General features: G+C 40.6%; 18 protein-coding genes. 3 read left to right on the forward strand and 15 right to left on the reverse strand.

The annotated features are described in order from the left end of the window. Positions 1-24 precede the first annotated feature (24 nt). From addA to AHA02nite_RS07265, 3 genes are read right to left on the reverse strand one after another with little or no spacing between them, the layout of a single operon-like run. Positions 25-3,744, reverse strand: coding sequence for a helicase-exonuclease AddAB subunit AddA (addA, locus tag AHA02nite_RS07255; protein WP_146815851.1), 3,720 nt, complete (start codon positions 3,742-3,744; stop codon positions 25-27). Continuing rightward, positions 3,745-7,239, reverse strand: a complete 3,495-nt coding sequence (gene addB, locus AHA02nite_RS07260; protein WP_146815853.1) for a helicase-exonuclease AddAB subunit AddB — start codon at positions 7,237-7,239, stop codon at positions 3,745-3,747. Between the two features lie 23 nt (positions 7,240-7,262). Next, on the reverse strand, positions 7,263-7,907 hold the full coding sequence (locus AHA02nite_RS07265) for a TVP38/TMEM64 family protein (RefSeq protein ID WP_146815855.1): 645 nt from the start codon (positions 7,905-7,907) through the stop codon (positions 7,263-7,265). Positions 7,908-8,076: 169 nt separating this feature from the next. On the opposite strand from AHA02nite_RS07265, the gene AHA02nite_RS07270 reads away from it, so the two are divergent. Then, the gene (locus AHA02nite_RS07270; RefSeq protein WP_146815857.1) at positions 8,077-8,466 is read left to right on the forward strand and encodes a hypothetical protein; all 390 of its coding nucleotides are present in this window, start codon (positions 8,077-8,079) and stop codon (positions 8,464-8,466) included. Positions 8,467-8,494: 28 nt separating this feature from the next. Here the strand turns inward: AHA02nite_RS07270 and solA are convergent, their stop codons facing one another. The 8 genes from solA to AHA02nite_RS07310 all read right to left on the reverse strand — a co-directional run bounded on the left by solA (position 8,495) and on the right by AHA02nite_RS07310 (position 15,957). Continuing rightward, the gene (gene solA, locus AHA02nite_RS07275) at positions 8,495-9,619 is read right to left on the reverse strand and encodes an N-methyl-L-tryptophan oxidase (RefSeq protein WP_146815859.1); all 1,125 of its coding nucleotides are present in this window, start codon (positions 9,617-9,619) and stop codon (positions 8,495-8,497) included. Positions 9,620-9,697: 78 nt separating this feature from the next. Next, positions 9,698-10,177 carry a competence protein ComK gene (locus AHA02nite_RS07280; protein ID WP_146815861.1) on the reverse strand — a complete coding sequence of 160 codons (480 nt, stop codon included), beginning with the start codon at positions 10,175-10,177 and terminating at the stop codon, positions 9,698-9,700. A 378-nt stretch (positions 10,178-10,555) separates the two neighbouring features. Then, complete coding sequence (locus AHA02nite_RS07285; protein WP_146815863.1) at positions 10,556-11,353, reverse strand: ABC transporter ATP-binding protein; 798 nt, start codon at positions 11,351-11,353, stop codon at positions 10,556-10,558. A gap of 12 nt (positions 11,354-11,365) precedes the next feature. Continuing rightward, positions 11,366-12,340 carry an ABC transporter permease gene (locus tag AHA02nite_RS07290; RefSeq protein ID WP_146815865.1) on the reverse strand — a complete coding sequence of 325 codons (975 nt, stop codon included), beginning with the start codon at positions 12,338-12,340 and terminating at the stop codon, positions 11,366-11,368. Between the two features lie 3 nt (positions 12,341-12,343). Further along, the gene (locus AHA02nite_RS07295; protein WP_146815867.1) at positions 12,344-13,378 is read right to left on the reverse strand and encodes an ABC transporter substrate-binding protein; all 1,035 of its coding nucleotides are present in this window, start codon (positions 13,376-13,378) and stop codon (positions 12,344-12,346) included. Positions 13,379-13,537: 159 nt separating this feature from the next. After that, complete coding sequence (locus tag AHA02nite_RS07300) at positions 13,538-15,079, reverse strand: fatty acid--CoA ligase family protein (protein WP_146815869.1); 1,542 nt, start codon at positions 15,077-15,079, stop codon at positions 13,538-13,540. A gap of 118 nt (positions 15,080-15,197) precedes the next feature. Then, a complete protein-coding gene (locus AHA02nite_RS07305) occupies positions 15,198-15,389 on the reverse strand; it encodes a YwbE family protein (RefSeq protein WP_146816046.1) in 192 nt (63 codons plus the stop codon). A 19-nt stretch (positions 15,390-15,408) separates the two neighbouring features. Then, the gene (locus tag AHA02nite_RS07310; protein WP_146815871.1) at positions 15,409-15,957 is read right to left on the reverse strand and encodes a hypothetical protein; all 549 of its coding nucleotides are present in this window, start codon (positions 15,955-15,957) and stop codon (positions 15,409-15,411) included. A 137-nt stretch (positions 15,958-16,094) separates the two neighbouring features. Between AHA02nite_RS07310 and AHA02nite_RS07315 the strand changes: the two genes are divergently transcribed. Continuing rightward, on the forward strand, positions 16,095-16,760 hold the full coding sequence (locus AHA02nite_RS07315) for a cupin domain-containing protein (protein ID WP_246118830.1): 666 nt from the start codon (positions 16,095-16,097) through the stop codon (positions 16,758-16,760). A 39-nt stretch (positions 16,761-16,799) separates the two neighbouring features. Here AHA02nite_RS07315 and AHA02nite_RS07320 read toward each other — a convergent pair whose 3' ends face one another. Next, positions 16,800-17,180 carry a hypothetical protein gene (locus AHA02nite_RS07320; protein ID WP_146815873.1) on the reverse strand — a complete coding sequence of 127 codons (381 nt, stop codon included), beginning with the start codon at positions 17,178-17,180 and terminating at the stop codon, positions 16,800-16,802. Between the two features lie 135 nt (positions 17,181-17,315). Between AHA02nite_RS07320 and AHA02nite_RS07325 the strand changes: the two genes are divergently transcribed. Further along, positions 17,316-17,789, forward strand: a complete 474-nt coding sequence (locus tag AHA02nite_RS07325) for a hypothetical protein (RefSeq protein WP_146815874.1) — start codon at positions 17,316-17,318, stop codon at positions 17,787-17,789. Positions 17,790-17,792: 3 nt separating this feature from the next. Here AHA02nite_RS07325 and AHA02nite_RS07330 read toward each other — a convergent pair whose 3' ends face one another. From AHA02nite_RS07330 to AHA02nite_RS07340, 3 genes are all read right to left on the reverse strand, one after another. Further along, complete coding sequence (locus AHA02nite_RS07330) at positions 17,793-18,536, reverse strand: phosphotransferase family protein (protein WP_146815875.1); 744 nt, start codon at positions 18,534-18,536, stop codon at positions 17,793-17,795. A 52-nt stretch (positions 18,537-18,588) separates the two neighbouring features. Beyond that, positions 18,589-19,125, reverse strand: a complete 537-nt coding sequence (locus AHA02nite_RS07335; RefSeq protein WP_146815877.1) for a GNAT family N-acetyltransferase — start codon at positions 19,123-19,125, stop codon at positions 18,589-18,591. A gap of 83 nt (positions 19,126-19,208) precedes the next feature. Next, the gene (locus AHA02nite_RS07340; RefSeq protein WP_146815879.1) at positions 19,209-19,433 is read right to left on the reverse strand and encodes a hypothetical protein; all 225 of its coding nucleotides are present in this window, start codon (positions 19,431-19,433) and stop codon (positions 19,209-19,211) included. Between the last annotated feature and the right edge of the window lie 9 nt (positions 19,434-19,442).

Genomic DNA, 19,442 nt, shown 5'->3' on the forward strand with positions numbered 1-19,442 from the left:
GCCACGATATCATGACGACAAACCTTACATTTCAATTACTAATGCTCGGTCAAAGAAGTATAAGTAAACGCCTGCTAATTCTACACCCCAGATTGATTCAACCGCTCTTCGGTATAAATCGACTTGGACTTCATATCGATTCGCCAATCGATCAATTTGCTTTTCATTAACGTCCCCGACAATTGTATCGGTTTTGTAATCAACTAAATACCACTTTCCATCAACATTCATTAAACAGTCGATCACACCTTGGATGAGTACACTTTCATTCGTGTCATCTTGCCAATTAGGATAGACTTCTTTCGCTTTTAGCTCCATCGTAAATGGCAATTCGCGTCTAACGTCTTGTGCTTCATTTAACAGCTGACCAGCCCTTGTATCGAACAATTGTAAGATAGCATCATAGTCGATGACTTCAGCTTCTTCATCGGTCAAAATTTCTTTAAACACAAGCCCTGATACAAATTCTTCTAAACTGGCTTGATCCCAGTTTCGGTCAAACGGTAAATGCTGCATGACAGCGTGCATCGCGCTACCAATTTCAGCTTTCGTTAACGTTTTAACATCTTGTTGCATAAAGCGCGGACGTTTTAACGATGATTTCATTTGTTTACGTAAGAAATCAGTCGCACTATACTCATCTTCCTCTTGGCGTATTCGCTTCAACTCTGTCACGGTCTGCTTAGCACGATTAGACTGACTACTCGGGTATTCATATTGATACGTCAAACGGCGATCAACTTCATCAAACTGTTCTGTTTTCTCTTGAATTTGACTAACATCCCACTCTTTAATCGCTCGCTCTAACGTGTCATTACGCTGAACGGTAATAAACTCTGGATTTTCATATTCCCTAGCATGCTCCACGACGACATTCCATTTCGAGTCATCACGACGAACCTCTTCAGGTACTTGCGCTGGCACAACTCCTTCATGTAACGCATCAGCCATCTCGTGGCGGACAAGCGACATGCCAATCCAGTTCATATAATTCGCTTGATCACTTCTCATGTGGGCTGGCAACACCCAATATTGATGCGCGCCCACTTCAAGCCACTTTTGTACACGTTTACTATAGTCATTAACCGTTCCCATAACGACGAGTTTCTCTTTCGCACGGGTTAATGCAACATATAAAACACGCATTTCTTCTGCTAACATTTCCCGCTTCATCGCAACAGTCATAGCTTCAAACGGGAATGTTTTATACATAATCCGGTTATCAACGTCCATATACTTCGCGCCAAAACCTAAATCTTTATGAAGTAAGTAACGCTTCTTATAATCTTGTGTATTAAAGTCTTTATCTGCCGCCCCTAAAATCACTAATGGGAATTCAAGACCTTTACTCGTATGGATCGACATTAAGCGCACAACGTCTTCTTGTTCCCCTAAAGCACGAGCTGCTGCTAAATCATCGCCACGCTCTTCCATCTTCTCAATAAAACGTAAGAAACGGAACAACCCACGATATGACGATCGCTCATAACTACGCGCTCGGTCATACAATGCACGTAAATTCGCTTGGCGTTGCTTACCACCTGGAGTACCCCCGACGAATTCGTAATAACCCGTCTCACGATAAATTTGCCAAATTAAATCAGATAACGCGCCGTACTTCGCTTGTTTTCGCCACTGTTCAAACATCGAGAAAAATCGCTCTAAACGTCTCATTAATTCAGCATTTTCGCCTGACTTCATGTAATTTTTCACCGCAACGTCAAAACTTTCTTTACGGCCATGCAAACGAATTTGTGCTAACTCATCTTCATTCAAACCAACGATTGGGGACTTCAAGACACTAGCAAGCGGAATATCTTGCTTCGGATTATCGATTGTCTTTAACACATTTAACATGACTTGAACTTCAATCGCTTCTAAATAACCAGCTGATAGATCAGCGTAAATCGGAATGCCAAGTTGTTTTAATTCCTCAACAACTGCACCAAACCACGTTTTCGAACGCATTAAAATGACAATGTCAGAATAGCGCACTGGTCGTGGTCGTTCTGTTTCTTTATCAATGATATACATCGGTTCATTGTCATCGGTCCCAACCCACGATTGGATCTTCTTCGCATAGGCACGCGCTTCAATTTGCGCTTTCTCTAAATACTTCCACTCATCGCTTTCTTCTGGCTCTTCTCCATCTTCTCGTGATAAAATATGAAGCTCTGTATCGACCTCAGTATCCGTTAACGTTTCATAAATTTGATTACTATAAATTAATTCAGCATCTTTTTCATACTCCATTTCGCCAACTTGCTCATCTAACAATTGACGGAAAATGTAGTTCGTACTCGCTAACACTTCATGACGACTACGGAAATTTCGCGCTAAATCTATACGCATGCTCGGTTCTGCTTCATCTTGGAACTGTTTATACTTCGTCATAAACAAACTAGGCTCAGCATGACGGAAACCGTAAATACTTTGCTTCACGTCACCAACCATAAATAAATGACCGGCTTTTTCATCCCCTGTTAACAACTTTAAAATCGTCTCTTGTACTAAGTTCGTATCTTGATACTCATCGATCAACACTTCACGGAATTGGTTTTGATACTGTTTGGCAACGTCAGACGGTTTCAAATCATCCATCGTTGCCTCTTCAGCTAACAAAACATCTAAACTATAATGCTCTAAGTCCGCGAACTCTAACGCTCCTTGCTCACGCTTTTCTGTTTCTAACTTCGCATGAAACTCTTTGACCACCGTGACAAGTTGCTCAATGTGTGGCACCAGTTTGCGCAAATCCTTCACAAACGAAGCTGGCTCACGGTTAAACCACCGCTCGGCCATATCGGTAAATTTCTTTTTGTAACGCTCACGAATCGACTTCACTTGTTTTTGCAATTCAGGGTCACATTCATATTTTTTACGCGAAAGGGTGGCGAACTTTTTATTCGCTAACACTTGTTCACGCATATTGCTCCACGGCCCACCTACAGCTGCTATGACTAACTGGATCTGCTCTTTGTCTTGTTCTAACGCTTCAACATAATGCGCAGGCCCGTCAACGTCTTGTGCGACATCTAATGCCTGATTAACATCAAACATTGCCGCTTCTAGTACTTCTTTAATATCGGCTTTCGCAAAAGGCATCCACTTCAGCTCATCAAGTGGCGCATCTTCGCTCACGTCATACATCGCAACTAACTCATCCAACCATTCAAACGGCTTTGGATTTTGCAAGGCGAACTCATGAACTTTCAACACTAACTCTTCTACTTGTTCATCATTACGGTCGTTTGAAAAACTATCGACGAAACGGAAAAACTGCTCTTGCTCGTCTTCCTCTTTGCCGTACCACTCTTCAAACACTTCTTGAATGACGTCTTTTTTTAACATTTCGGACTCCACTTGATCTAAAATACGAAAGCTTGGGTCTAAATCAAGTTGGTAACTATATTTCCTCACAACGTTCATACAAAAGGAGTGAAGCGTTGAAATGTTCGCACGTTGTAGTAGTGCGATTTGCTTTTTCAAATGGTGAGAATCTGGATTGTCTTCCAATGCTTTTTCAAGCGCTTGACCAACACGCGTCTTCATCTCTTGAGCTGCCGCATTCGTAAATGTCGCCACTAACATTTCATCAATGTTAAATGGATCGTGTTCATCCAACATCTTCTGAATAATGCGTTCAACTAAAACCGCCGTCTTACCAGAACCAGCTGCCGCTGAGACGAGTATGTCTTTTCCACCTTCATAGATCGCCGAGGCTTGTTCGTCAGTCCATTTCATCTACTTCTCCCCCTCTCGTTGAACCATTTTCTCTAAAATCGTTTCATCTTTTTCATCTTTTAACCGCTCGAATTCATTTTCTTCAAGCGACGGATCGAATTGACAGACCGACTTGTACGGACAAAATGTACACGCGACGTGGTCTTTCTTTTGTATCGGGTCAAGCTTCACTTCACCACTTACAATTTCATTACCGGCCTGACGCATCATCCCTCGAACGTACTGATTCATACGCTTGAACAGATCTTCATCAACTGTTTTAGAACGACTATCAAATGAACCATCTTTCTTCACACCAAATGGCGCGATTTTCGATGAGCCTTGTTCTAATGAGCGGTCCATCGCTTCAGCAACTCTCTCATCTTCTAATAACAAACCATTCATCTTATATTCTTTAAACAACGCTTCTTCAACAGCATCATCATCGAGTGATTTTAACCCTGTATTGTTTAACGTCGGATTGTGCACGTGGAAATAAAGTACACCAGCAGGGTCAGCCTGCTTACCTAACCAACGATCAGAATACGTTAAAACAACATCTAAATACGTTAACATTTGAAGCGCTAAGCCGTAATACACATCGACTAAGCTTAAATCTTTTTTACTCGACTTATAATCAATAATCCGTAAAAACAAACGATCATCAATTTCCGTCTGGTCAACACGGTCGACACGTCCACTTAATTCAAGCTTATAACCGTTCATTAAATCAAGCTGCAACGGTGGAAGCTTTTCTTTTTTACCAAAGCCAATCTCAATACCAGCTGGCGCAAAGTCCGTATGTTTCGATTGTTTCGCCAGTACGGTCGTCGCCCGAATGATCACTTGTTCTAACTTGCGTAAAATATATTGATAACGATTAGAACTAAATAAAATTTGGTGCTGTAACATCGGGGCTAACTGCTCGACTGCCAGTCTTGCATATTTTAAAATGTCATCACTCGTAAGTTCGAAAAACGCCTTACCGTCTTCAAACACCCACTCTGTAATATAACGAAGCGATTCATGGAACAGCTGACCAATGTCAGGTGCTTCTAATTTATATAAATTACGCTCTTGTAAGCCTAACGTATATTTCGCAAAGTAGTGATAAGCACATTGGTGATACGTCTCTAAACGCGACACACTAGAGCGCATCGTTTGATCAAACAATTGACTCGCTGTATCATCTTGTAAGCTTTGCGGTTCGTTTCGATAAAACAGACTACTTAACACCGTCTGCGCTTGTCCTTTTTTAGACTCTTCATTCATAAACCAATGAAGCGTATCCCAATAAACGTCATGCGTTGGATAACCGCGTAAATACTTCGATAACTCCGCTGTTAAAATCGCACGCGCCTTCACCGGATTCGTAATAAAACGCATCGGATCTTCGTCATCTTCATCATCAAGTAAAAACTTCTCCTCTAAATCCGCATACATCTCTTTTAATTGCTTCACAATCGAAGCCGGCATTTTCTGCTTACCTTCCTCATCACTTAACGGATAACTGACCCACATCTTGTCACTAGCAAGCGTAAACGCTAAATACATGTAAAAACGATCATCTAGTAAAACACGCTCAGCTTGATCAGCCAACATCATCCCTTTAGATTCAAGCCACTCACGCTCATCGTCAGTGACTAACCCTTCACTTGGTGGCTTCATCGGGTAAACACCGTCATTGACCCCTAAAATGAAACACACCTTTACATTGGCAATACGCGAACGTTCCACATTACCGACAATGACGTGATCGATCGTTGGTGGTACGTGAGAGAATTTCAACGTTTCAAAACCAGCTTCAATTACTTCACGGAACAATTTAAACGAAAATTCCTCTTCTCCAAGCATGTCGACCATTTCATCAAACAGCTGCATGACCGCTTGCCACGCTTGTTCTTGTTCACGTGCCACTTCGACTTCACCTTGTTCATCAAAATCATCACGAAGCGCTTCTAACGACTCAGGTACATCTAAATGCTCTAACCAGGCAAAAACTGCTTGCAGTCTCGCTTCTACTGTTTCTGCCTCACGCACGTTACAGTCAAATGCTTCTAAAGCATCGACGACTTGCTTACGATACGCATTAATTTGCTTTTGCATCGCTAACTCTTCATCTGTCTGCTTACGAAAATCAAGGCCAAACAACCGTTGATACGTCCACTCTTTATTGCTTAGCCATTGATCACGTGTACGAATGCCATACTCTAAACAATAGTTTTCTAAAAGATCAATCGCATCAGCTGTAAGCGGATATTGTTCATCAGTCGGTTTCACAAACCCAGTCTTAAGCAAACGAAACAGCGTATCATAACGCCAATTTCGCTCCACGACTTCAATACCTGTTCGAATCAGCTCAATAAACGGGTGGTTTAACATCGTCTTCTTTTCATCTAAGAACACTGGAATATTATAATCTTTAAAGATCGTTTCAATTAAATCATGATATGTATTATCTTCACGAATTAAAATCGCTAAATCACGATAACGATAGCCTTCTTCACGCGTTAAGCGGACAATCTCTTGTGCCATCCCCTCGACTTCCGCACGCGGATGGACTGCTTCAACGAGCTTAATCGGTGCACTTCCTTCATACTTCGGAGTCGGCTGCCTTCCAAACTCACGCTCTAAATGTTGAAACGCCGGATTGTTTTTGAACCTTTGTTCATCTGGATACAATTTAACCGGCTCATCGACTTTAATTTGAAACGTCTGCGCGATCTCTTCTAACGTCTCATACGTCGTCTTCGTTTGATAAAACAAGTCTAAATCGCCTAACCCTTGACCACGACCGTCATAGACGAGTGCGATCTTCACATCTTTTGCATAACGCATTAAGGACTCAATAACATAATATTCTTGTGGGGTAAAACGGTGGAAACCGTCAATGTAAATCGTCGCGTCTTTTAACACGTTCGTTTCAGCAAGCTTTTCAACAAGCATATTCAGTTGGTCTTCACTATCCACATAATGCCCTTTTAACTGTTGATCGAGCTGATCATAAATCATCGATAAATCTTCTAATTTATGCTTTAACGCCACTTCATTCGGCGTTAAATGTTCGAACTGGTTCAATTCAGCTAGCACACTTTGAAGCGTCTCAGGTGTGACGCGATAACGCTTAAGCTCAGTAATCATCGTCTCAAGCTGATCGATAAACCCTTGCTTATCCATCGCCTTTTGAAACGCATCAAACGACTCTTGATGCTCTTCCGCAATTTTACGTAGTAACATTTGAATACCTGTTGACGTAATAAACGGCTTCGTCCCACCACCGACTTCTTGGAACACATACCACACTAAACGCGAAAAACTAAACACTTGAGCACGAATCGAGCCTGCTAAATCACTTTTCCGTAGTAAATCATACTCTTGTTGGAACGCCATTTGGTCCGGCACGATATAAAAAATCGGATCACCTTTCGGGTCTTGCTTTAATTCACGTTCGATCTCTTCTAAACAGTACGAGCCAATTTCCGCTCCAGCTCGTCCTAAAATAAACTGTAATCCCACATGCGCTCCCCCTTTTAATTGTGTTACAATGCTTCTCCATCTTCACGTTCTACATCGACCTTCATTCGCTTCTCAATATATTTTCCTAACAACCAAAACAGGCCAATTGCGACACCAAGAATAATCGTACGAGCTGGATTTTCTGCAAATGATGCAATACTATCGCCGACATACGACACGGAAAATATCATAACCGCTTTACCTAATGCGAACGCTAAGATGACTTGCTGAATCGACATTTTCGTAAATGCAGCGACGACATTTAACAACGCTGATGGCGAGAACGGAAAACATAACAGTAAAAACAATGGTCCAAATCCACGACGGTCAAAAAACGACGTGATCTTCTGAATATGGCGTTGATATTTAATTCGCCTTACCCAGCGAAAGCGTTCACTTTTACGAACCAAAACAAAAACGATAATCGCACCCGCTACACTTCCAATCCATGAAAATAAAAAGCCCCAAAATAGCCCATAAACAATCGAATTTGCCAAGAGAAACACGATAATCGGCAAAATCGGGATGAATGCTTCGATAAAAGGTAAAAGAATTCCCGGCAAAGGCCCGAAACCACCATAGAACTCTAGCAATTGGATGATCAAATCGCCTATAACTGAATCTGATATAAGGTCGTGTAGTTCTTCTAAATTGGTTTCTTCATTCATGGTCTCTTTCTCCCATCCTGTGTCTCTTATTCCATTCTATAAAAAAATAAGCCTTTTGCCTACTTTTTTACAATGACACATGTTCCACGAATTAGTGTTTGATATTTTTTCGTTTTTATCATACAATAATAGAACAGATGTTCGATTAACATATGACGGAGGGATCATCATGCCTTACTTAAGTGAAGAAGAAGGACAAACGGCATCACGATTTTTATTCTTATCCATGGCGATCGTCGTCTTAGAACAAGATATTAAAACGGTCGAAAACGGATCATTTAAAATAAATGAACCATACTTAGAACTACTACGCCGCATGATTCACCAAGCACGCACTGAACGACGCGGCCTTCGCAAAACGATGGACCAGAAGAAAATGGACGTCGTCTTCATCCAGAAAAACGACACTTTCTCCACGTACCTCTTTCTAGCTCGCGGCTATGAAGAAGAACGACGCTACTTCAACCCAGCTATTCGGAAAAAAGTCGAGCACATTTTAAATGAACTGATGTATGACATCACGACCGAAACGACGAAGCCAGCACCGGATTTTGCATAGAAAAAGGCAACGGACAAATGCCGTTGCCTTAATTAAACCGACTTAAACGAAATGGTTCGATATTAAATGGTGTACGACCATGCAAAGTTAATTGCGTCAAAATCTCACCAACAACACTACTAAATTTGAAGCCATGACCTGAAAAGCCACACGCGACATAGACGTTCGCATGATTAGGAAGCTTATCAATTATAAAATGGCCATCAGGTGTGTTCGTATAAGTACATACTTTACCTTCATCATGAGACATCGGCTCTTTAAAGATACGTTCAACTTGGCTTGTGACATCTGCCAGATCATCTTCATAATGACCAAAAGGCGCTAACGTCATCGGGTCTTCTAACGCGTGACCACTATCATGTCGACCTAGTTTCACACCTTGATTTTCAATACTCGGAAAACCGTAAAACGTCTTCCCATCAACATCATAAGCCCAACCTGGGAAACGGCCGCTATGGTAAAGTTCTTCATCAGCTTGAAACCACGAAAACGTTTTACGCGTAGGATTTAAAGGCAATTGTTCATTTAAGTGCGCTAACACTTGATTCGTCCCTTTACCTGCTGAAATGATGAGCTTTTTAGCTTGGATTGTTTCATTGGATAACGTAATTGTCACTTCATCATCTCGGGTCTCAAGCTTTTGAATTTGTTCATTAAACTTAAACTCAGCATCAGCATCAAAAGCTAAATGACGATACGCCTGAATGCAACGCTCACTCATTAACACACCTGAATCAGGCTCAAAACAACCCATTAAGTGATCATCAAGCTGAAACCCTTCCCAACGCTCATTGACTTCATCAGCCGTTAACGTCTCTAAATTAAGGCCATGCGTCTTAGCACTTTCAATCACATTTTTAACGAAACCAGACTGCTTGTCCCCGATATTTAACACACCCGTGGGATCAAACAACTTCTCATCAACTTGTCGGTCAAGCTCATGCCACAACTCCTGTGCTCGAAGCGCCATCGGGACATAACTTTCCCCTTCACCATAAGCATGGCGAATTAACCGCGTCTCCCCGTGATGAGACCCTTCACTATGCGGCGGATCAAACGCATCAATTAACACAACCCGCTCATTTTCCTTTGCTAAATAATAACCTGCAGCCATTCCCATCGAACCTGCGCCAATTATCGCCACATCATACATCTATACACACCTACTTCTTAACGATTTTCAGACAATTAGATGTATTTTAGCAATTAGGGTGGGGTGTGTCAAAATTATTTAAAGTTGATAATTCGAGATACGCTCCATGACTAAATGGCGGTACTGCGCTGTGCGGTTTAATTGATTCGTTAACGACGTTTGTGAATAATTGACCGTTAAAGTTTTACCACCATGAAAATAAATTCGCGTCATTTTCGGAGCCAGACGCTCAAGTTTTGAAACATAACTGTGAGCGATCCAAGCACACTCATTAGAATGTGGCGAAGTCGTTGGCATAAAGAACATGCCAGATGAAGCTTCCACTACAATCGGTGCTTTACGTGATACACCAAAAGCTTTTCGAGTACCATCAAGGCGACCTTTCAAACTACAAGCATAATAATTACAAATATCATCCATTAATTGTTTCGGTGTTAAATAGCTGTAAAATTCATCGTCCGTATCCACAACATACGAACCATATACACCATCCGAGAATTTATGTGGCAATACCGCCATAGTTTGTGCAGAAATGCGTCCATTTTCTTTAATTTCCATAAGAATCTCTCCCTTTGATATAATTTTCAAAATTATATTAAAAAATATTTATAAAAAAGTAAAATAAGGTTTTTATGCAAAAATACACGTTTTTGTGTAAAAAAGTATCAAAAAACTGTACAAAGTTGTCATAATTATAGGGAAAAACAAAAAAAGGTGATCCTGAAAAAAATTTTTGCTACAAAATCGCAATATTAGCTCCAAATGGCTCATAGAATGGCGAAAACAGCTCATAGAATGGCGATAATGGCTCATAGATTTATAAAAATAGCTCATAGAATTGCAAAAATAGCTCATAGGCTTACTAAAATAGCTCATAAATAGTGCATTTAACTAAAAAGAACTCTCCCTATCCAGGAAGAGTTCTAACTAATTTATTCATTTCGACAACAACGCGCGATCGCTCGCCATTCGCTTTCCACGAATGTTTTCGAAGTTTTGGAGGAGGTCTGGGACGGTGAGTTCGTCTTTTTCATCGTCATTGGCTTCGAATATGATTTTGCCTTCGTCCATCATCCAGAGGCGGTTGCCGAATTCGATGGCTTGTTCCATCTGGTGTGTGACCATAACGGTCGTTAAGCTGTGTTTTTCAACGAGTTCGCGTGTTAGGCGTAAGATCAGTTCTTGTTTTGACGGGTCGAGTGCGGCTGTATGTTCATCTAACAGTAAAATCTTCGGCTCGGTGAATGTTGCCATTAATAGTGATAACGCTTGGCGCTCACCGCCTGATAGTAAGCCGACTTTCGTATTCAGTCGGTCTTCTAAGCCGATCTCTAATGTCGCTAAATGTTCACGGAATCGCTCACGAAGTTGTTTTGACACGCCACGGAACAAACTGCGTCTTTTCGTTCGTCCGAGTGAGATGACCATATTCTCTTCAATTGTCATCCCTGGTGCGGTGCCTGCCATCGGATCTTGGAAGACACGTCCAATATAAGCAGCGCGCTTCTGTTCAGGAAGTCGCGTGACATCACGACCGTCAATCGAAACTTCACCTTCATCAGGAATGATTGAGCCAGCTAGTGTATTGAGAAGAGTCGACTTACCAGCACCGTTACTTCCAATAATCGTGACGAAATCACCCGCTTCAAGCTTTTGATTCACATCGACTAGTGCTAGTCGTTCATCTGGTGTATTCGGGTAAAAGGTTTTATGAATTTCATTTAAACTAAGCATCGTCTTCTCCTCCTATCCACTTGCTGCTTTGGCTTTTGACTTTTTATATTGGTTCTTCGCATTCGTCTGACCGAGCCAATGTGGGAATACTAAGGCGACGACAACGATCAGTGCTGTAATGAGCTTCATATCACTTGCTTCTAAGAAATCGATTCGAAGCGCCATTGAGTAAATAATTCGATACACAATCGCCCCTAAAATAACTGCTAACGTCATGCGGACAATTTTGTCTTTACCAAATAGCACTTCACCGATAATAACTGAAGCTAAGCCAATAATAATCATACCGACACCTAAGTTAATATCGGCAAAACCACTATGTTGAACGACCATTGCACCGCTAAAGGCGACTAACATGTTCGAAACACCCATTCCAACGATAATGTACAAACTCGTATTCGCTGAGAAGCTTCGAACCATCTTCTGATTGTCACCCGTCGCACGTAAAGTCGTCCCCGCTTCAGTCCGTAAGAAGAAGTCCATTAACTTCTTCACGATGATGATGAGTACTAAAAGTGACATTAACGCGTAAAACGACCTAGGGGCAAAATCAGCAATTCCTAACCAATGAAACGGCGCCATGAAGATCGCCTCTAAATTCAACGCTTCCCACCAGTTATTTAACGTCGTAAACAACGTATGTTCATTTAATAACGGAATGTTCGGCTGCCCCATAATTCTTAAATTAATAGAATATAAAGCAATCATCATGAGAATGCCGGCTAATAGAGGGTTAATATTCCCTTTCGTATGCAGTAAGCCAGTAATACACCCTGCGAAAAATCCTGCGATCGCCCCTGCAATCGTTGCGGTAAACGGGTCGGTGCCATTCACAATCATGACTGATGTGACTGCACCACCTGTTACAAAGCTTCCATCAACCGTTAAGTCCGGGAAATCTAACAATCTAAATGAAATATACACCCCTAGTGCCATAATCGCATAGATTAAACCTGATTCAATTGCGCCGTATATTGATGTAATCATGCCTTACTCACCTTCTTCTTCAGTCGTGACAATCTCCGCTCGTTCTGTTAACTCATCTGTTAGCTCAACGCCCATCTTTTCAGCGGCATCTTCGTTAATTTGTAAGAATAGATTTTGAGGATATGATGCTGGAATGTCTCCAGGACTCACTCCATCTTGTAAAACTTGTGCGGCCTTTTCACCTGCTTCATAACCAATGTCAAAGTAGTCAAAACCAAACCCTGCAAAACCACCACGTTCAACTGAATCTAGTTCACTGACAAAGACTGGCATATCTTCATTTTGACCAACTGATAAAACAGACTCTAATGCACTAACGACGGTATTATCTGTAATAATTAAAAACACATCAGCTTGTCCGATTAGCGATTCAGCTGCTTGCATGACTTCTGATGAAGCTGACACGGTTGCTTCGTGTGTTTCCAAACCACTTTCACTAGCCACTTCATTAACTAATTCAATCTGTCTCACTGAATTTTGCTCACCAGAGTTATAAACAAGACCGATTGAGTCATAACCTAAATCTTCTACTAGTTCGACTGCTTGTGGAACAGCGTCAGGATGCATATCTGCTGTACCTGTTACATTACCACCTGGGTCTTCCATCGAATCAACTAATCCTGCACCAACAGGATCTGTTACAGACGTAAAGACGATCGGAATATCTTGCGTTTCATTTAGTGCAGACTGTGTACTTGGCGTTGAATTACCGAAAATTAAATCAACATCATCACTAACGAACTTCTCTGCAATGAGCTGTGCGTTTTGATTATCGCCTTGCGCAAGTGACACATCGTAAAATACTTCTAACCCAGCATCCGCTAATGCTTCTTGGAATCCTTCTGTTGCTCGATCAAGTGAAGGGTGCTCTACAATTTGTGATACACCAACGACAAAATCAGCTTCATCACGCGTTAATTCGTTGTCAGCTTGATTGTCTTCAGAATCAACATCTCCTGATTCTCCCTCACCATCACCACATGCAACTAAAATAACCATGAACCCTACTACCATTAATAACAACATTCGCTTCATCATTTTAACCTCTCCCCTTTTACGCATATACGCTTTTAAGTACTAAAGAATTTCTGAATATTGTTTTCAATTATAGGGAATGCCACAAGTAAAATCAACCCTAAAAATAAAAAAAGATTCCCTAGCCATTTCGCTAAGGAATCTTTGTAAACGCTTACTATACTACTGTGTTGCGACTTGTTCTTTTAAGCTTCTTCTTAAAATTTTTCCAGTCGTATTTTTCGGTAGTTCATCTAGGAAGTTGATTTCTTTCGGTTGTTTATATTTTGCTAATTTGTCTTGTGAAAGCTTACGAAGATCTTCTTCTGTTAAGTCTTCATTGTTTGACACGACAAATGCGACGACCGCTTCACCTAAGTTTTCATCTGGTACGCCAATAACGGCTACTTCCGTAATATTCTCATGGCTGTAAAGTACTTCTTCTACTTCACGGGGATACACGTTGTAACCACCGACTAAAATTAAGTCTTTCTTACGGTCAACGATGTAGAAATAGCCTTCTTCATCTTGTTTCGCCATATCACCTGTATATAACCAACCATCTTTAATCGATGCTTGCGTTTCTTCAGGCATTTTGTAGTAACCATTCATAACATTCGGTCCTCGTACAGCAAGTTCACCAACTTCACCTGTTGGCACTTCTTCACCGTGCTCATTGACGACTTTGTTTTCAACGTTCACAATGCTCGTTCCAATTGAGCCTGCTTTACGCGGACGATCAAGTGGATTAAAGCACGTAACAGGTGACGCTTCTGATAGGCCATAACCTTCAGAAATTTGAACATCAAAGTGCTGCTCGAACTTCTCTAATAACGCAACAGGCATTGATGCACCACCTGAAATACAAAGGCGAATGTTTGAGAAGTCTTTCTCCTCTTCATTTGGATACTGAAGTAAGTAGTTATACATCGTCGGCACACCGGCAAACACAGTCGCTTGGTGCTCACGTGCAATGTTAAATACCGCATCTGGAGAGAACTTCGGTACGATTAAAATCGTTGAGCCATTCACTAGTGGCGCATTTAACGCAACGGTTAAACAGAACACGTGGAACATCGGTAGAGCCGCAATGACACGGTCGTTTTCACCGATCTGTAAGTATTCTGCCGTATCACGTGCATTAGAAAATAAGTTTCGATGCGTTAACATCGCACCTTTTGGCTTGCCTGTCGTACCTGATGTGTACAAGATGACAGCGGTATCATCATCGTTTAAAGTCGGACGGTCAAACTCTAAGCTTCCGGATTGGACAAGCTTTGTAAATGAGTATGTCTTCTCTTCCAATGGCGATGTGCGACCTTGTAATTGCGGATCTGTTTCACCAACAATATAATGCTCGACATTTGGAATTAAGGACGTCATCTGATCGAACTTCTCCATTAAAACATCTAACGTGATAACCCCTTTAACATCACCGTTATTAATGATATAAGCAATTTCATCTGCCGTATAAATCGGGTTAATCGGAATAACTGTTAAACCTAAACGCATCGCACCGTATAAACCAATGACAAAGTGTGGCGTATTACCAACCACCAATGCAATATGGTCACCTTTTTCATAGCCTAATGACTCTAAGCTAGATGCGAACTTCGTCACGGATCCTTCTAACGTCTTGTAATCCGTCTCTTCCCCATTAAACACATAAGCCGGCTTTGTTAAATGTTGCTTCGCCGTTAAAGACAACTGATCACTTAAATTCATCTGTCAACCTCCCTTTGTATGTAAGCCCTTACAAGTGATAATTGAATGAATAATCATTCAATTTAAATTTATTATAAATTATTTAAGTCACTTGAGCAAGCTACAAAAAGCCTAAGAACTAGATAATTCGCTTCACTCTTCCCACTTCGCCACCTTCTAAACGGACTTTAATACCGTGCGGGTGATTGGCAGATTTCGTTAAAATATCTTTTACGATTCCTCGCGTTAGCTTACCTGTTCGTTGATCTTGTTTTTGAACGACTTCAACTTCCATTCCTACTTCTACATTGCTTCTTTGTTGTCCTGACATCCATGCACTTCCTTTACTATTAGTTATATTCATATCCATCAAAAATTGGGCTCACCAAACGGTTCAAAACCTCTAACCCTTCTTCGCGATCAGATGCTGGAGCTGATATGACATGGCCATCATCACTTGTCCAAGATCCAAGCTCTGGTGTGTTATGTATATCTTCTCCCCACACTTGAATCGTCAATTCAGAAAAATCATCACTCATATGTAAATGACCAATCGATTGTAAAGCATCACCATCTCGATCAATGTATGTCACATCACCACGCCTAAAACCATCTTCTACAAAAGTGATTTCTAACACGTCAGCACTTGCTGTTTCAGCTGGGTGGATGACTCCATCAATCGTCATCGTCCCTTCAAATCGCTCATCAGAAAACATATGATTTATAAATTCCCCATCTAATTCAACCGTCACAATTTCTTCTAAGTCTTCATTACCTTCACCGACTTGGAACAATAGCCCTTCATACGTTTCATCAACATATTCTACCGTACGTGATAACCAAAAGATACTCCCAAACACTACCAAGCTTACAATTAACCATAAACCTTTCCGTTTCAAAAGTCCTCCCCCTTTTTGTTTAAACTTTACAGCACTTTTTCATGAAAGGCAACGGCCTATTCTTACAACAAACAATCCCTAAGCCTAAGACAGTTGCATACGTTATAAAGGAGTGAAAATTGGAAAGGAGATTAACTATGTATTACAACCCTTATGACATGCACCAACGTTGGAACCATCAAGAACAAGGATTGGATCAACATCATGGGTGGAATCACCACAATCAAGGATGGGATCAACAACATCAAGAATGGGACCAAAACTGGAACAACAATAACGGCTACTGGGATAACAACAATAATAATTGGAACAACAACAATGGCTACTGGGACAATAACAACGGATGGGACCATAATAACCCTGCATGGCACCACCATCACCCTGGTCACCACCACACTACAGATCACGGCCCCAATCCATATGTCGTCAACATTGAAAGAGCAACTATGATGAACGACAACTACCGCACAGCCCTATGGACAGGTGAATACTTGCAGTTAACACTGATGAGCATTGAACCTGGAGATGATATCGGCTTAGAGATCCATCGTGATCACGATCAATTCATCCGTGTTGAAGGTGGTCATGGCTTAGTCCAAATGGGAGACCGCCGCGACCGCTTAGACTTTCAACGTCAAGTAGCTGACAATGAAGCGATCTTCATCCCTGCTGGAAAATGGCATAACTTAATTAACACTGGACGTAGACCACTTAAGCTTTACTCAATTTACGCACCACCAGAACACCCACGTGGCACTGTTCATAGAACTAAAGCAGAAGCTATGGGACATAAACACCATTAGGCAAAAAAGCATCGAATTGTATAGCAATTCGATGCTTTTTTATTTCGGTAATTCCAAAAAGAATTCTCTAATTTCCTCTGGCAACTCATTTACAGAAAGCACCTCTAACCTCTCAGTTCCAGGAGAAGTCATGATTACATATGACTTTGAGTTATACTCGAATAACGTGAACTGCCCTACTCTATTAACCCTATTTTCTTGAATGTAGTTAAACTCTTCCTCGGAAAAATACTCTTCATATCCTTCTACACTTAATGATTGCACTTCGTCAAAACTATCTGCAAAACGTAACTCTTGATACATTTCAACCGAGTTTTTAGGTGTGAGTATATAAACATAGTATAATACGGCACCAGCTATAATTACCGCTGGAATAAAGAAAGTTAGAGATTTTTTCAACGTTTTTTTATTAACATCCATTTTTGATTCCCTCACTTAGTTTCACTCCGATTTGTTCATTCCCAACCGCCATGCAAGTCACACACCACACATTGCAATGGAAAAATTAGGGTGATAAGATATAACTAACACTTTTCTCAAAAGGAGTCTTGCTTTGTGAATATGAATAATATCTTGTTGACGATCATTTTGTTAATTTCATTGGCCATAACAGGTTGTTCAATTGGCGCAGATGCTTCAAGCGAAAAACGAGTTGTCTATTCAGAACCAAGTATCATTGAGTTACTAAACAAAGTATCTGAAGACTTCCATCATGCTACAATCATTACCACTAACGAAGGACACGAACTAATACTAATTGAACACCCTCAACACCAGTATCAAATTAACCATATTGACTATGTTGACGACCAATATGTTCTTATCAACACGACAGACCGTTTAAAACCTCCTGAAGGACATGGAGGAACGATCGGTGTTGAATTAGAAGACGAAGAGTTTCAGCTGGAATTAATTCCGAGTGATTCGGCAGAACATGACCTTCCTAGAATCAAAAGTGATGAATTTGCTATTAATCTTACAAACGAAAATGGTGAATCGTTAATTGATAACAGCTTTGAGCTTAAGTAGTTTTTAAGAGGAATTGACCAATTTCAATAGTCTTTCTTCCTCACTATTTGGAAGCTTTTCTTCTAACCGTGCACCAGCAATGATTGGAAGCCACTCCATCACTTTTTCTCTATGCAACCCACTTTTTTCACAATACATATGTAAATACATTTCCGCCAAGTCTATTGAAGCTTGTGAATACAACAAATAAGAGCGACAAACATCTGCAACAGGATTTCCTGAACTTGCATCAACCCAATCAATGATTGTCATTTCATCGTCATTATTTTTAATAACATTAAACAAATGAAAATCTCCGTGACAAAGTTTGTTGTCAGACGGCATTGATTGTAATTGCCCTAGTAACCTCTCTTTTTGTTGATCACTTAATAGATGAGCAGACTTAATTTGACGCTTTAATTTGTCCGTCATTGTCTCGATTTCAGCAGCCTCAATCTGATGAATAGCCTGCTGTACTTCTATAGAAACACCCATATAGTATGCTGTATCTTCTTCATTATCATGGAGGAGGTTACCTAACGTTTTTCCTTTCACATACTCCATAATAATAGCCTGTCTTCCATCAACCTTCGTTACATCTAACACTTTAGGTACAGGAAGGCCACATGAATAGGCGAACTTTTGCTTATTCACTTCATAGTATGGGTCAACATTTGTTAAGTGCTCATGGAACACCTTTACAACTCTATCGCCCGACAAATAAATATTAGCTGTATTGCCGCTTGCTATTGGTTTACCTAGGTTCAATATTTTCATTCTCCTATTAATTGAAATAGTGGCTATTAACGTTGCCCTCTAATTAGAAAGGCATGTCATCTAAAATAATGGACGTCCTCTCGCCATTTTCCCAATCTTCTCTTATAATGCCATAAACTATCGTGTCATCTATTGTGCAGTCATCATTTTCCCATGACTTTCTTAAGTAACCTTCCTTTTGAAAGTTACAGTTGTATAGCACTTTCCGCATGGCATAGTTATCACACCTTGTATAGGATTCAATTCGAATTTTACTCTTAGAACTTGAGAAAATATGATTAGCAACCCAATTGACACATTGTTCACCATACCCTTTTCCCCGCGCTTTATTGGCTAGCCTTACATCATACAATAACGGAATCGTATCTGAGAAATCTCCAATAATAACTAGCCCTACCTTCTCTCCATGTTTCTCAGCCCAATATGTTTCTCGATCATCGGAAAACCAACCCGATTTAAAGCGTTCTGTAATATCTTCTACGGTCGGGGATGGGTCAGAGTGAAAATCCCATGTGTTCTGAGTATATAAATCTACTAATTCTGTTAGTTCATCATCTAGTAATTTAAATGTTAATGCCATCTTCTATTCCTTCTTTCATCTCTATTTAATAGATCTACTAAACCCTTATTCTTCCTAACCTATCACCCCTATACATAGTGGAATTACTCTTCTTCATCTTTAACCCATTTCCTATAGGTGCTAAATAGAAAGTAAGACCCTAAAACAATTATTAAAATGGACATTACAATATTAAATGGTTGGGGGAATGGCTCAACTATGAGGAAAAACATGATCACTGGGCCAAGTAAAGGAGTTGTTAAAGCATTTCTTATAAACTTTCTTTTATTAGATAATTTCCAATATACATCATCATTAAAAGTAGACATGAATTCACC

The sequence above is a fragment of the Alkalibacillus haloalkaliphilus genome, assembly GCF_007991275.1.
GTDB lineage: Bacteria > Bacillota > Bacilli > Bacillales > Alkalibacillaceae > Alkalibacillus > Alkalibacillus haloalkaliphilus.